This window comes from Saccharopolyspora elongata (genome assembly GCF_004348985.1).
GTDB lineage: Bacteria > Actinomycetota > Actinomycetes > Mycobacteriales > Pseudonocardiaceae > Saccharopolyspora > Saccharopolyspora elongata.
The window spans coordinates 21,736-35,549 of sequence record NZ_SMKW01000036.1 but is presented as its reverse complement, the minus strand read 5'-3'; the positions used below and the strand labels follow the sequence as shown (position 1 = coordinate 35,549).

The window sequence follows — 13,814 nt, the reverse complement described above, 5'->3', positions numbered from 1 at the left end:
TTTCCGCATTTCGTTCGCCTTCGTACCTTTTCATGACCTACTTCGGGTGAATTGCACCCGTTGGCCGAATTCGCCGAATGCGTTGCCGCATCAGGCAGACTGGTCCGGTGAACACCGCGCGCGAGCTCGCCGACGAGCTGATCGAGATCCTGGCGGATGAGGATCCGCTGAACGAACTCCTGCAGGGAATACCGGGAATCGACCACCGACTGGGCGATCTCGACGAGTCCGCGGAGTCCGCGATCCGGGAGCGCGCGCTGCGCATCGCCGCCGCGGCCCGCTCGCTCGATCCGCCGCCCGAAGACCGGATCACCCGCGGTGTGGTGGTGCAGCAGGCCGAGGCGGTCGCGACGCGGCTCGGCGCGCGGCTGGTCGAACACACCATGCACGACCTGCTGGTCTCGCCGATCGCCAAGCTGCTCGAACTCCTGCCCGCAGTGCGGCCGTCCGGGCCGCAGCAGGAACAGGACTTCCTGACCCGGCTTGCCGCGATCCCCGATTTCCTTGCCAAAGCGGCGGATCGGCACCGCCACGGCGTGGCGGCGGGGCGGACGCCGGTCGCGCACCGCGTCCGGGATGCGGTCGCGCACCTCGACGCTTACCTGTCGGCTCCGGAAAGCGATCCGTTACGGCAGGCCCCGTTGCGCAGCGCCGACGAGCGGGATCGACTGCTCGCCAACGCGGTCCGGCCGGCGTTCGCCGCGTACCGCAACGTCCTGCACGCCGAGATCCAGCCGCACGGCCGGCCCGACGACCGGCCGGGGCTGTGCTGGCTGCCGGGCGGGGCGGAGACTTACGCGGCACTGGCCCGGATGCACACCACGGTCGACTGGACCCCGGAGGACCTGCACCGCGCCGGGCTCGCGGCGATCGAAGGACTTGCCGAGGAATACGCGGAAATCGGTTCGCGGGAATTCGGCCTGCGAACCGCCGCCGAGGTGCAGCAGCGGATGCGCACCGATCCGGCGTTGCGCTGGCATGACGCCGCCGAGCTGCTCGGGGCGGCCCAGGCGGCGATCGGCCGCGCCGAAGAGGCGGCGCCGAAGTGGTTCGGGCGGCAGCCGTCGCAGCGGTGCAGGGTGGAAGCCGTCCCGGCGGACCGTGAGGCGAGTGCGACCGCGGCCGCGTACCTCCCGGCGCCGCTGGACGGCTCCAGGCCGGGGATCTACTACGCCAACACCTACCGCGCCGAGGAGCGCCCCCGGTTCCTGGCCGAGGCGACGGCGTTCCACGAAGCCGTTCCGGGGCACCACTTCCAAATCACCCTCGCGCAGGAGCTGACCGGGGTGCCGCTAATCCGGCGGGCCGCGTGGATCAACGCGTTCATGGAGGGCTGGGGCCTGTACGCGGAGCGGTTCGCCGACGAGGCCGGTCTGTACTCCGACGACATCGCCCGGCTGGGCATGCTCGCGATGGATTCGATGCGCGCGGCTCGGCTGGTGGTGGACACCGGGCTGCACGCCTTCGGCTGGAGTCGTCGGCAGGTGGTGGACTTCCTGCGGGCGAACACGGTGATGCCGGAGGTCGAGATCCAGTCGGAAACCGACCGGTACATCGAAAATCCGGGGCAGGCGCTGTCCTATCTGGTCGGCCGTCTGGAGATCCAGCGGCTGCGCGCCAGGGCCGAAGCGCAGCTGGGTCCGGCATTCGACCTCAGAGCGTTCCACGACGTGGTCATCGGCAACGGCCCGCTGCCGTTGCCGGTCCTGGACGAGGTCATCGCCGGATGGGTGCGAGCGCGGGGATGAAGCGCAGGACTGCCCGCCCGTGCGTACTTTGTGCTGCTGTGGCAACACAAAGTACGCACGGGTCTTGAGCAGCGGCTCAGCGTCTGGATCCGCTCACGAAGTGGTGGCGAGGGTGAAGGGGAGGACCGCGGGGGCGCCCGCCTGGCGGAGCAGGCGGCTGACGACGGTGACGGTCCAGCCGGTGTCGGCGTAGTCGTCCATCAGCAGCACCGGCCCGTCCAGTGTGGACAGCTTGGCGGAGAGTTCCTCGGGCACCTTGAACTGCTGCCACAGCGAAGCCACCCGCTGCGCGCTGTTCGTGGCCCGCCGGGGCGTCGTGTTCGGGTTCGTCAGCACCTCGCCGAGCAGCGGCAGCCGCCCGATCGTGGCGATCCGCTCCGCCAGGCTGCGCACCAGCTGGGGGCGCGTCCGCGAACCGAGCGCGACCACGCCCACCGGGCGCTGCGCCCATTCCCACGCGGCCAGCACCTTGATCCCGGCCTGGAACAGGTCGTCCGGAAGTTCCTGGTCGGGCGCGCCGGTGGCGAGCAGTTCGCGCAGCCGGTTGCCCCAGCCGATGTCGGTGAGCCGCCCGATCGCCCGGCCCGTGGTGGCCTGCTCCCCGGCGGTCAGCTTGCCGGCGGCCGGGACGCCCAGCGAGTCCATGCCGCTCGGCCACATCTTGCGCGGCGAAACCTCCACGCCGGGCCGCCGCAGGCGCTCCCCGGCCTGCTCCACGGCCTGGTCGTCGACGTCCCCGGAATAGCCGGAGCCGGTGCAGTTGTCGCAGCGGCCGCAGGGTTCGGCCGCTGGATCGTCGAGCTGCCGCCGGAGGAACTCCATGCGGCACGACGACGTGCCGAGGTAGTCGAGCATCGCCTGCTGCTCGGACTTCCGCTCCGCGGCGATGCGGGCGTAGCGCTCGGCGTCGTAGTGCCACGGCTCTCCGGTGGCCTCCCAGCCGCCCTTCACCCGGCGGACGGCCCCGTCGACGTCCAGCACCTTCAGCACCATCTCAAGCCGGGTGCGCCCCAGCTCGACGTGCGGTTCCAGCGCGGCCGTCGACATGCGCTCGTGCTGCGCCAGCGCGTCGAGCACCGCGCGCACCGTCGGCTCCGGCGGGAACGCCAGCGACGCGAAGTAGCTCCAGATGTCGCGGTCCTCCGGCCCGGGCAGCAGCAGCACCTCGGCCCGCTGCACGCCGCGACCGGCGCGGCCGATCTGCTGGTAGTAGGCGATCGGCGAGGACGGCGCGCCCAGGTGGACCACGAACCCGAGGTCGGGCTTGTCGAAACCCATGCCCAGCGCCGAGGTCGCGACCAGCGCCTTGACCCGGTTCGCCAGCAGGTCAGCCTCGGCCTGCTGCCGCTCGGCGGGGTCGGTGCGACCCGAGTAGGACGCCACCTCGTAGCCCTGATCGCGCAGGTAGGCGGCGATCTCATCGGTTGCCGCCACGGTCAGCGTGTAGATGATGCCGGAGCCGGGCAGCTCCTTCAGGTGGCTCGCCAGCCACCCCAGCCGCGCCTCCGCCGAGGGCAACCGGACGACGCCCAGCCGCAGGCTCTCCCGGTCCAGCGTGCCGCGCAGCACCAGCGTTTCCTGCGGGTCGGTGTACTCGCCGCCGACACCGAGCTGGTCGGAGACGTCCTGCACGACTCGGTCGTTCGCGGTGGCCGTGGTCGCCAGCACCGGGACGCCCTCCGGCAGCTCCGTGAGCAGCGTCCGCAGCCGCCGGTAGTCCGGGCGGAAGTCGTGGCCCCAGTCGGAGATGCAGTGCGCCTCGTCCACCACCAGCAGGCCCGCGGTCTGCGTGAGCTCGGGCAGGATCGTGTCGCGGAAGTCGGGGTTGTTCAGCCGCTCCGGGCTGACCAGCAGCACGTCCACCTCGCCGGCGGCGACCTGCTCCTCGATGTCGGCCCACTCGTCGGGGTTCGCGGAGTTGATCGTGGCGGCGTGCACCCCGGCGGCCGCGGCCGCGTCGACCTGGTTGCGCATCAGCGCGAGCAGCGGCGAAACGATCACCGTCGGACCCTCGCCGAGCTCGCGCAGCAGCGCGGTGGCGATGAAGTAGACGGCGGACTTCCCCCACCCGGTGCGCTGCACCACCAGCGCGCGGCGGCGTTCCAGCACCAGGGCGCGGATGGCGCTCCACTGGTCCTCGCGCAGCGCGGCGTCGGGGCCGGCCAGCGCGCGGAGTCGGTCGTCGGCGAGTTCGCGCAGCGCGTTTTCGTCCACGCACCGATTCCTACCCGATGCCCACGACGTCGCACGTCCGGGGTGAAATCCGATGTCGGGACGATGCCCGAACGGACTAGTCTGGGCGGGTGACCACCACCGAGTCCACGATCACAGGCAAGGTGTCCGGCGACGAGCTGCGGGAGCAGGTTCGCGACGCGGCGCAGCGCGCCAAGCGGGCGGCGGCCGAGCTGGCGCAGGCCACCCGGGGCGACAAGGACGCGTTGCTGCACGCGATGGCCGACGAGCTGGTGCGGCGGACGCCGGAGATCCTCGCCGCCAACGACCGGGACGTCGCCGCGGGCCGCGAGTCCGGGATGCCGGAGAGCCTGATCGACAGGCTGAGCCTGAGCCCCGAGCGCGTCGAGGCGATGGCCGACGGGCTGCGCACGGTCGCCGGCCTGCCGGACCCGGTGGGCGAGGTGGTGCGCGGCAGCGTGCTGCCCAACGGGTTGCAGCTGCAGCAGGTCCGGGTGCCGCTCGGCGTGGTCGGGATCGTCTACGAGGGTCGTCCCAACGTCACCGTGGACGCCGCGGGCCTGACGCTGAAGGCGGGCAACGCGGTGCTGCTGAGGGGCTCGTCCTCGGCGGAGCACTCCAACACCGTGCTGGTGTCGATCCTCGCCGACGTGGTCCGCGAGCGCGGCCTGCCTGCCGACGCCGTGCAGCTCCTGCCGTGCCACGACCGGGCGTCCGTGCAGCACTTGATCACCGCGCGGGGACTGGTGGACGTGGTGATCCCGCGCGGCGGAGCCGGGCTGATCTCCGCCGTCGTGGAGAACGCCACGGTGCCCGCGATCGAGACCGGCGTCGGTAACTGCCACGTGTACGTCGACGCGACCGCGGACATCGACACCGCGCTGCGGATCCTGCTCAACTCCAAGGCCCGGCGCCCGAGCGTGTGCAACGCGGCCGAAACCGTGCTGGTGCACAAGGACATCGCCGAGGAGTTCCTGCCCCGGGCGCTCGCCGGGCTGCACGGCGCGGGCGTGACGGTGCACGGCGATGAGCGCGTCGTCGCCGTCGGCGGCTCCAACGTGGTCGTGGCGACCGACGAGGACTGGGACACCGAGTTCCTGTCGCTGGACATCGCGGCGGCGGTGGTCGACTCGCTGCCCGACGCCGTCGAGCACATCCGCGCCCACGGCTCCGGGCACACCGAGGCCATCGTGACCAGCGACGTCCGCGCGGCCCGGCAGTTCACCGTCCAGGTGGACGCCGCGGCGGTGATGGTCAACGCCTCCACCGCGTTCACCGACGGCGCCGAGTTCGGGATGGGTGCCGAGATCGGCATCTCCACCCAGAAGCTGCACGCCCGCGGGCCGATGGGCCTGCCGGAGCTGACGTCCACGAAGTGGCTGGCCTTCGGCGACGGGCACGTGCGGCCGGGCTCCGCCCCGTCGAGCACCAGTTCCTGCCCGGGGAGCTGACCTTGACCCAGGCGCCGCGCCGCAAACGTGACTCGGCCGCCACCAAGGACGCGTTGTTGCAGGCCGCGTCGGCGCTGTTCGCCGAGCGCGGCTTCAACGCGACCACGGTGCGCGACGTGGCGGCGCGGGCGGGGGTGAACCAGGCCCTGCTGTTCCGCTACTTCGGCTCGAAGCAGGAGCTCTTCGCTGCGGTGCTCAGCCACGACAGCACCCGGCTGCTCGAAGCGCAGCCGCCGGAGGAGCTGCCGCTGCGGATCCTCGGCAACCTCTTGTCAGCGGACCAGCTCAGCGGTCCTGAGCATCCGATCGCGGCGATGTTGCGCTCCTACAGCGACGAGCGCGCCGCGCACGTGCTGCGCGAGGAGCTGGGCGCGCGTTACGCGGCCCGCCTGGCGGAGCTCACGGACGCGCCGGACGCCGAGCTGCGCGCGGATCTGGTGCTGGCGTGGCTGTTCGGGATCGGCATGGTCCGCTCGGTGCTGGGCAAGTCCCCGTTGGCGGACGCCGACCCCGACGCGGTCGCGCGGCACGTGGCGCGCGGGATTTCCGTTCTGCTGGAACGAACGGACCTTCCGGACGAAAGGTGATCAAGGCGTGCACCTGCGCCGGGGCCCGCGTACGGTGATGATGTAAGCGCCTGCTTACATCACGTCCACCGGGAGCTGTGCATGACCACCACGGAGCCGAGGACCTATCCCTTCAGCGCGGCCGACAAGCTGAACCTGGATCCCATCTACGCCCGCCTGCGCGAGCAGGAACCGCTGACCCGGGTCCAGCTGCCCTACGGCGAGACGGCTTGGCTCGCGACCCGATACGAAGACACCAAGATCGTGCTGGGCGACCCGCGCTTCAGCCGCGCCGCCGCACTCGACCACGACGAGCCGAGGCTGCGGCCGAACAGCCCGCAAGGCGGACTGCTCAGCATGGACCCGCCGGACCACACCCGCCTCCGCAAGCTGGTGGCGAAGGCCTTCACCGCGCGTCGCGTGGAACAGCTGCGGCCGCGGACCCAGGAGATCGCCGACGGCCTGGTGGACCGGATGATCGAACGAGGCGGCCCCACCGACCTCGTCGAGGAATTCGCGCTGCCGCTGCCGATCACCGTCATCTGCGAACTGCTCGGCGTGCCCTACGCCGACCGCGGGGACTTCCGGGTGTGGTCGGACGCGTTCCTGTCCACCACGAAGCTCACCCCGGAGCAGGTGACCGACTACATCGACAAGATGTTCGGCTACATCGCCGGGCTGATCGCCCAACGCCGCGAGGAACCCGCCGACGACCTGCTCAGCGCGTTGATCGCGGCCCGCGACGAGCAGGACAAGCTGTCCGAGGACGAACTCGTCCGGCTGGCGGCGGGGATCCTGGTGGCCGGTCACGAGACCACCGCGACCCAGATCCCGAACTTCGTCTACGTGCTGCTGACGCACCCGGAGCAGCTCGCCGAGCTGCGCGCGGACCTCGACGCGGTGCCGCAGGCCGTCGAGGAGCTGATGCGCTACGTGCCGCTCGGCGTCGGCGCCGGCTTCCCGCGATACGCCACCGAGGACGTGGAGCTGGGCGGCGTGCTGGTGCGGGCCGGCGAGCCGGTCATGGTCAGCGCGTCAGCCGCGAACCGCGACGAGGCGGTGTTCAGCGATCCCGAGCAGCTCGACCTGACCCGCCGGGAGGCGACGCACCTCGGCTTCGGGCACGGCCCGCACCACTGCCTCGGCGCCCAGCTCGCGCGGCTGGAGCTGCAGGTCGCGCTGCGCACGCTGCTGACCCGGCTGCCGGGGCTGCGGTTCGCGACGTCCGCGGCAGACGTCGAGTGGAAGAGCGGAATGCTCGTCCGGGGGCCCCAGCGGATGGTGCTGACGTGGCAAGGTGTCGAGTGATCTCCCTCATAACTGGAAGAGGTGGGCAATGAGCTGGACGATCGAGGTCGATGCGGACACCTGCATCGGTTCCGGCATGTGCGCCGGTGTCGCGCCTGATCACTTCGAGCTGGTGGACGGATACGGCTGCGCCAGGAACGCGGCGGTGGACCCGGCCGATCAGGTGGTCGACGCGGCGGAGTCCTGCCCCGTGGAGGCGATCCTGGTCAAGGACGCCGAGACCGGCGACGTAGTAGCCCCGGAAGAGTGACGTAGGACACATTCGTGTCCGCGTCATGGGTGCCCGGGTCCGCGCGTCACACCGGTGCGCGCCTGAGAAACGGCAGCGCCGGCGACCCGAGGTGGGCCCCCAGCCGCCGAGGGTCGTGCAGGGCCGTGGGGCCCGGCTCAGGGGGGAGCGTGGGCCGGGCTCCACGGTCGGCGTGGCGTGAGGCCCGGTTCGCAGGGGAGTGCGAGCCGGGCCCCACAGCCGGGGTGATGTACGACGCACGCCCCGCCGACCACCGCAGGACGTCGACTTCCTAGGCTTGGCAGCTATGTCTCGTCGCAGGATCGGGGTCATGGGTGGCACCTTCGATCCCATTCATCACGGACACCTGGTCGCGGCCAGCGAGGTGCAGGCCCAGTTCGGCCTGGAACTGGTCGTCTTCGTGCCCACCGGCCAGCCTTGGCAGAAGAGCCACGAGGTGGTCAGCCCCGCCGAGGACCGCTACCTGATGACGGTGATCGCCACCGCGTCCAACCCGCGATTCCTGGTCAGCCGCGTCGACATCGACCGAAGCGGCCCGACCTACACCGCGGACACCCTCACGGATCTGCACCAGCAGTTCCCGGACGCGGAGCTGTACTTCATCACCGGTGCGGACGCGCTGGAGCAGATCCTGTCCTGGCACCGGGTCGAAGAGCTCTTCGACCTGGCGCACTTCATCGGCGTGACCCGGCCCGGCTACTCGCTCAACGGCGCCCACCTGCCCGCGGGGGCGGTGTCGCTGGTGGAGATCCCGGCGATGGCGATCTCGTCGACCGGCTGCCGGGACCGGGTCCGGGCGGGCCTGCCGGTCTGGTACCTGGTCCCGGACGGAATCGTGCAGTACATCACCAAGCGAGGCCTGTACCGGGACGACTCCGGAACCGAGTGGGGACCGGCGTCGCCGTCCTGACCGGCGGTGAGCTCCGGTTCCCGCGCCTGTTTGACCAGGTGGGACTTCTGGTGTTCCCGGAAGTGGCGCGCTTCGGGCGTGACGGATGTCGCGGCCCGGTGGCCGTGGAGACGGGTTCGGCCTGGTGTGGGGCGGGCTGGCTATCCTCTACCCGGCGTGGGTCGCACACCTGACCCACCCGAGAGGAGTGACGTGGCAGCCACCGAGAACGCCCGACGGCTGGCTCTGATCGCGGCGCAGGCCGCGGCGGACAAGAAGGCCACCGACGTGGTCCTGCTCGATGTCTCCGAGCAGCTGGTCATCACCGACTGCTTCCTGATCGCATCCGCGCCCAACGAGCGGCACGTCGAAGCGATCGTCGACGCGGTCGAGGAGAAGCTGCGCGCCGCCGGGTCCAAGCCGGTGCGCCGCGAAGGCGCGCGCGAGGGCCGGTGGGTCCTGCTGGACTTCGTCGACGTCGTGGTGCACGTCCAGCACTCCGACGAGCGCGCCTTCTACCAGCTGGAACGGCTGTGGAAGGACTGCCCGCGGATCGAGTTCGAGGACCAGAACGCGCCCGCCGAGGCGGACTCGCCGGACGCCGAAGCGTGAGCCTCGACCAGCTGGTGCTCTGGCGGCACGGGGAGACCGACTACAACGCCACGGGCCGCATGCAGGGGCATCTCGACAGCTCGCTGACCGAGACCGGCCAGGAGCAGGCCCGGCGCGCGGCGCCGGCGATCGCCCGGTTCGCCCCGGACACCGCGCTCAGCTCCGACCTGAACCGGGCCCGCACGACGGCGGCCGCGTTCGCCGAGGTCAGCGGGGCTTCGGTGCGGCTGGACAAGCGGCTGCGCGAGACGCACCTCGGGGAGTGGCAGGGGCTCAGCGTCGCGGAGGTCGAGCGGGGCTGGCCTGGGGCTTTGAGCACGTGGCGGGCCGACCCGACGTGGGCGCCGCCGGGCGGCGAGTCCCGCGTCGAGGTGGCCGAGCGCGCGCTGGAGGTCGTCGAGGAGCTCGACGGCCGGCCGCGAGGCTCCGCGTTGCTGTGCGCCCATGGCGGGCTGATCACCGCGCTGACCGCCAAGCTGGTCGGCCTGCCGCTGGACCTGTGGCCGGGTCTGGGCGGTATCGGCAACTGCCACTGGGTCGTGCTGAAGCGGCGCGGCGGCGATGACGGCCGCTGGCGGCTGGTCGCCTTCAACGCCGGGGTCGAGGGCTGATCGCGTTCTGCCCGTGACGTCGTAGGGTTGCGGCGTGCCCATTGCAGTCGTCACCGATTCGACGGCGTACCTGCCGGCGGGATACGCCGCGCAGTACGCGGTGCGGACCGTTCCGTTGCACGTCAGCGTGGATGGGGCCGCCGCGGTCGACGAGTCGGATTTCGGTCCCGGCGATCTCGCGCGCGCTTTCGACCGCAAGCACCGGGTCACCACTGCCGGTGCGACGCCGCAGGAACTGGCGCAGGCCTATCAGGACGCGTTGGACGGCGGTGCCGACGGCGTGGTGGCGGTGCACCTGTCGCGGCAGCTGTCGGGCACCTGGGACGCGGCGCGGCTGGCCGCTCGCGAGGTCGATCCCGAGCGGGTCCGGGTCGTCGATTCCCGGTCCACCGCCATGGGGCTGGGTTTTTCGGTGCTCGCGGCCGCCGAGGCGGCGAAGTCGGGTGCTGTGCTGACCGAGGTGGAGCGCGTCGCGGTTTCGACCGCCGAGCGCACGACGACGTTGTTCTCCGTGCAGACCTTGGAATACCTGCGGCGTGGTGGGCGGATCGGGACCGCTGCGGCGGTGTTGGGCACCGCGTTGGCCATAAAGCCGCTGTTGCACGTGCACGACGGTCGCATCGACGCGTTGGAGAAGGTGCGCACGACCACCCGGGCGATGGCCCGGTTGCTGGAGATTTCGTTGCGCGCGGCGGGTTCTCGGGCCGCGATCGCGGTGCACCACCTGGCCGCGCCGGAGCGCGCCGAGCGGCTCGCCGGTCAGATCCGCGCCGAGCTCGGTGACTCGGTGGATTGCGTCGTTTCGGAGGTGGGCGCGGTGATCGGCGCGCACATCGGACCGGGCGCGGTGGGTGTCGTGGTGCTCCCGAACGGGTGGCGTTCGGACGCCTGAAAACCTTTCGACTGGCGGATTCCACACCTTCGAGCTGAATCCATCGCTGATCTGATCCACAGTGGTCTTATCCGCGAAAAATAAAGCTGCGGAACGACTTTCGTCTGCTCTACCGTCGACCGCATGTTTGACATCCGGAGTTTTCGTTCCAGAGCAGACGAATTCGAGGAACTAGATCCGCGAAGCAGGCTGCAGACCCTTCGGCGGCATGCGTCCCGTGATGATCCGGCGGAGCGCGCCGGTCCGAACTACTCGGCGCCGCCACCGGATACCGGATCCGGCTCGCCTTGGCGGCGGCTGGCCGAGAGATGGCTACCAGAGCCCCTGCTGAGGTCCAGAGTGGACCCCGGTCGAATCGGTGTGCTCGCGCTCGCCCTGGTGTCCTTGGTGGTGCTGGTCTGCATCGTGGCCGCGACGTGGTCCGGTCAGCCCACGGCGGAACCCGCGCCGCCGCCGATCGTGCCGCCGCCGGCCCCGGTCGCGACGGCGGCGCCGCCGGAGCTCGTCGTCAGCGTCGTCGGCCGGGTGGCTCGCCCGGGCCTGGTCACCGTGCCGCCCGGCGCCCGGGTGGCCGACGCCGTCGCGTCGGCCGGTGGTCCGCTGCCGGACACGGACCTGACGGGTCTCAACCTGGCTCGCCGACTGACCGATGGCGAGCAGCTCTACGTCGCCGTGCCGGGGGCGCCGCAGCCCGGACAACCCGGCGGCGACGGAAAGGTCGACCTGAACATCGCGACGGAGGACGAACTCGATGAACTACCAGGCATCGGCGAGGTCACCGCCAAGCGGATCGTGCAGTGGCGGGCCGAACACGGCCGCTTCGACTCGGTGGAGCAGCTGAAGGAGGTCGGCGGGATCGGCGAAACCCGGTTCGACCGGCTGCGGGAGGTGGTGCGGGTGTGATCGCGAGACTCGACCTGCGCCTGGTCCCGACCGCGCTCGCGGTCTGGGCCGTGACGTTGACCGGATTGCTGGCGGGTTGGGCTCCGGCCGCGGTCGTGGCGTTGCTCGCCCTGCTGGCCGCGCCACTGGTGTGGAAGGCGGTACGCGCCCGGCCGGTCGCCAGGGGTGCTCTCGTGGTCCTGCTGCTGGCGGGCGTTGCCGCCACCGGGATCGCGGTTCGCGTCCACGCGGTTGAGCACCATCCGGTGCGGCTGGCCGCCGGACACGGCGAACGGGCGACGCTGCGAGTCACGCTGACGAGCGCGCCGGCTCCGTTGCGCGGTGCGTCCTTCGGAGCCCGGCGAGCGGCGGACAGATCGCTGGTCCGCGCCGAGTTGCAGGCAGGCGAGTTGGCCGGGCGTCGGGTGCTGGCAGACGGATCGGTGGTGCTGCTGGTCCCGACTGAGCAGTGGCGGAACCTCATTGCCGGGCAACAGGTTACGGCGACCGGCAAGGTCTCCCCGCCGCGTGCCGGCGAGCTCACGGTCGCGGCTTTCCAGGTGTTCGGCCCACCGGCCGACGTCGTGGCCGCGCCGGGCTGGCAGCGTGTCGCGGAGGACTTGCGGGACGGCCTGCGGCGGGTCTCGGCCGACGTGCTCGGCCCGGCCGCCGCGGGGCTGCTGCCGGGGCTGGTGGTCGGCGACACCGGGCGGCTGCCGCCGGAGGTGGAGCAGAACTTCGAGACCGCCGGGCTGTCCCACCTGACGGCGGTTTCGGGCGCCAACCTAGCGATCGTGTGCGGCGCGGTGCTGGTGCTGCTGCACCTGGTCGGCGCGGGGCCGGTCATGTCGGCCGTGGGTGCGGGCGGGGCGCTCGTCGGGTTCGTCGTCCTGGCCGGACCGGAACCGAGCGTGTTGCGCGCGGCGGTGATGGGCGCGATCACGTTGCTCGCATTGGTGCTGGGCAGGCAGCGGTCGGCGTTGCCGGCGCTGTCCGCGAGCGTGATCGGCTTGCTGCTGCTCCTGCCAGACCTGGCAACGAGCGCAGGATTCGCGTTGTCGGTCGCGGCCACTGCCGGGCTGGTGCTGCTGGCACCGGTGTGGTCATTGGCGCTGCGGGTGAGGGGAGTGCCCATCGGGTTGGCGGAGGCGATCGCCGTGCCGCTGGCGGCGCACGTCGTCACGGCTCCGCTGATCGCGGCGCTCTCCGGCGAGGTCAGCCTGGTGGCGGTGCCGGCGAACATGCTGGCCGGGCCCGTCGTCGCACCGGCGACGGTGTTCGGCGTCCTGGCCACCGTGGTGGCGCCGGTATCGGCCTGGTCGGCCGGCGTGTTCGGCCGGCTGGCGGCGCCGGAGCTGGAGTGGATCATCCTGGTCGCCGAGCGGGCCGCAGCGGTTCCCGGCGCGGCGTTCGACTGGCCATCGGGCACCGTCGGCGGGATCGCGCTCGCGGTGATCGCGGCGGTCGGGCTGATCGCCTTGCGCGGCAAGCGGATTCGCCTGGTGGTCGCGGTGGGGCTGTTGCTCGTGGTGCTGGTCGTGGTGCCGGTGCGCACCGTGCTGCCGGGCTGGCCGGTGCCGGGCTGGAGCGTGGTCGCCTGCGACGTCGGCCAAGGCGATGGGCTGGTGCTGGCCACCGGCCGCCCGAACGAGGCGGTGGTGGTCGACACCGGGCCGGATCCGCAACGGGCCGCGGAATGCCTGCGGAGGCTCGGGATTCGCCGGATCCCGCTGGCGGTGCTCACCCACCTGCACGCCGATCACGTGAGCGGGCTGGCCGCGCTGATGGGGAAGATCCCCGTCGACGCGGTCGCGATCGGCCCGCTGCGGCAGCCGGCGTGGGCGATGGACGACGTCGCGAGGGATGCCCGCGCGCACCGGGTTCCGGTCGTGCCGCTGCTGTCCGGTCAGCGCGCGGCCTGGCCGGGGCTGGTCCTGGACGTTCTCGGCCCGGACCCGGTGCTGGCCCGCACGCAGTCGGCCGACGACGCCAACGACGCGTCGATCGTGCTGCTGGCGACCACCCCGGCCGGTCGGGTCCTGCTCACCGGCGACGTCGAACTGCCCGGGCAGGGGCGGCTGGTGTCCTCCGGTGCGGATCTCCGGGCCGATGTGCTCAAGGTCCCGCACCACGGATCCCGTTACACCGCACCGCGTTTCCTGCAAGCAGTGCGCCCGAGGCTGGCCGTGATCAGCGTCGGCGCCGGCAACACCTACGGGCACCCCAGCCCGTTCATCGTCGACAACCTCATCCGTGCGGGCACGAAAGTGCTGCGCACCGACCAGGAAGGAGATATCGCGATCCTGCCCGGCCCGCAGGGCCCCCGCTACGTAGCCCGGGGCGACCCGCTGCGCGCAGGCGAGTCGTAGGACGAGGCGACCCGAGCACCCGTGTTCGTCCCTTGTGGACGAA

At 71.7% G+C, this 13,814-nt stretch carries 12 protein-coding genes; 11 read left to right on the top strand and 1 reads right to left on the bottom strand.

All coding sequences use genetic code 11. The features are described from left to right. Positions 1 to 107: 107 nt before the first annotated feature. Positions 108 to 1,748: a DUF885 domain-containing protein gene (locus E1288_RS25170; protein WP_235883786.1), complete on the top strand. Its 1,641-nt coding sequence runs from the start codon at positions 108 to 110 to the stop codon at positions 1,746 to 1,748. Between the two features lie 93 nt (positions 1,749 to 1,841). Here the strand turns inward: E1288_RS25170 and E1288_RS25165 are convergent, their stop codons facing one another. Continuing rightward, on the bottom strand, positions 1,842 to 3,962 hold the full coding sequence (locus E1288_RS25165) for a RecQ family ATP-dependent DNA helicase (protein ID WP_132489145.1): 2,121 nt from the start codon (positions 3,960 to 3,962) through the stop codon (positions 1,842 to 1,844). An 89-nt stretch (positions 3,963 to 4,051) separates the two neighbouring features. On the opposite strand from E1288_RS25165, the gene E1288_RS25160 reads away from it, so the two are divergent. The 10 genes from E1288_RS25160 to E1288_RS25115 all read left to right on the top strand — a co-directional run bounded on the left by E1288_RS25160 (position 4,052) and on the right by E1288_RS25115 (position 13,771). Next, positions 4,052 to 5,392, top strand: coding sequence for a glutamate-5-semialdehyde dehydrogenase (locus tag E1288_RS25160; protein WP_132489143.1), 1,341 nt, complete (start codon positions 4,052 to 4,054; stop codon positions 5,390 to 5,392). 2 nt (positions 5,393 to 5,394) lie between these two features. Beyond that, complete coding sequence (locus E1288_RS25155) at positions 5,395 to 5,979, top strand: TetR/AcrR family transcriptional regulator (protein ID WP_132489141.1); 585 nt, start codon at positions 5,395 to 5,397, stop codon at positions 5,977 to 5,979. An 81-nt stretch (positions 5,980 to 6,060) separates the two neighbouring features. Continuing rightward, positions 6,061 to 7,266 carry a cytochrome P450 gene (locus E1288_RS25150; protein ID WP_132489139.1) on the top strand — a complete coding sequence of 402 codons (1,206 nt, stop codon included), beginning with the start codon at positions 6,061 to 6,063 and terminating at the stop codon, positions 7,264 to 7,266. A gap of 28 nt (positions 7,267 to 7,294) precedes the next feature. Further along, complete coding sequence (locus tag E1288_RS25145) at positions 7,295 to 7,516, top strand: ferredoxin (protein WP_132489137.1); 222 nt, start codon at positions 7,295 to 7,297, stop codon at positions 7,514 to 7,516. Between the two features lie 286 nt (positions 7,517 to 7,802). Next, on the top strand, positions 7,803 to 8,426 hold the full coding sequence (gene nadD, locus E1288_RS25140; RefSeq protein WP_132489135.1) for a nicotinate-nucleotide adenylyltransferase: 624 nt from the start codon (positions 7,803 to 7,805) through the stop codon (positions 8,424 to 8,426). 192 nt (positions 8,427 to 8,618) lie between these two features. Further along, positions 8,619 to 9,017: a ribosome silencing factor gene (gene rsfS, locus E1288_RS25135; RefSeq protein WP_132489133.1), complete on the top strand. Its 399-nt coding sequence runs from the start codon at positions 8,619 to 8,621 to the stop codon at positions 9,015 to 9,017. Next, a complete protein-coding gene (locus E1288_RS25130) occupies positions 9,014 to 9,628 on the top strand; it encodes a histidine phosphatase family protein (RefSeq protein WP_132489131.1) in 615 nt (204 codons plus the stop codon). Before rsfS ends, E1288_RS25130 begins: the two co-directional genes overlap by 4 nt. Before the next feature lie 34 nt (positions 9,629 to 9,662). Further along, on the top strand, positions 9,663 to 10,520 hold the full coding sequence (locus E1288_RS25125) for a DegV family protein (RefSeq protein ID WP_132489129.1): 858 nt from the start codon (positions 9,663 to 9,665) through the stop codon (positions 10,518 to 10,520). Between the two features lie 339 nt (positions 10,521 to 10,859). After that, the gene (locus E1288_RS25120; RefSeq protein ID WP_132489127.1) at positions 10,860 to 11,423 is read left to right on the top strand and encodes a ComEA family DNA-binding protein; all 564 of its coding nucleotides are present in this window, start codon (positions 10,860 to 10,862) and stop codon (positions 11,421 to 11,423) included. After that, positions 11,420 to 13,771: a ComEC/Rec2 family competence protein gene (locus tag E1288_RS25115; RefSeq protein WP_207954546.1), complete on the top strand. Its 2,352-nt coding sequence runs from the start codon at positions 11,420 to 11,422 to the stop codon at positions 13,769 to 13,771. Before E1288_RS25120 ends, E1288_RS25115 begins: the two co-directional genes overlap by 4 nt. Positions 13,772 to 13,814: the final 43 nt, after the last annotated feature.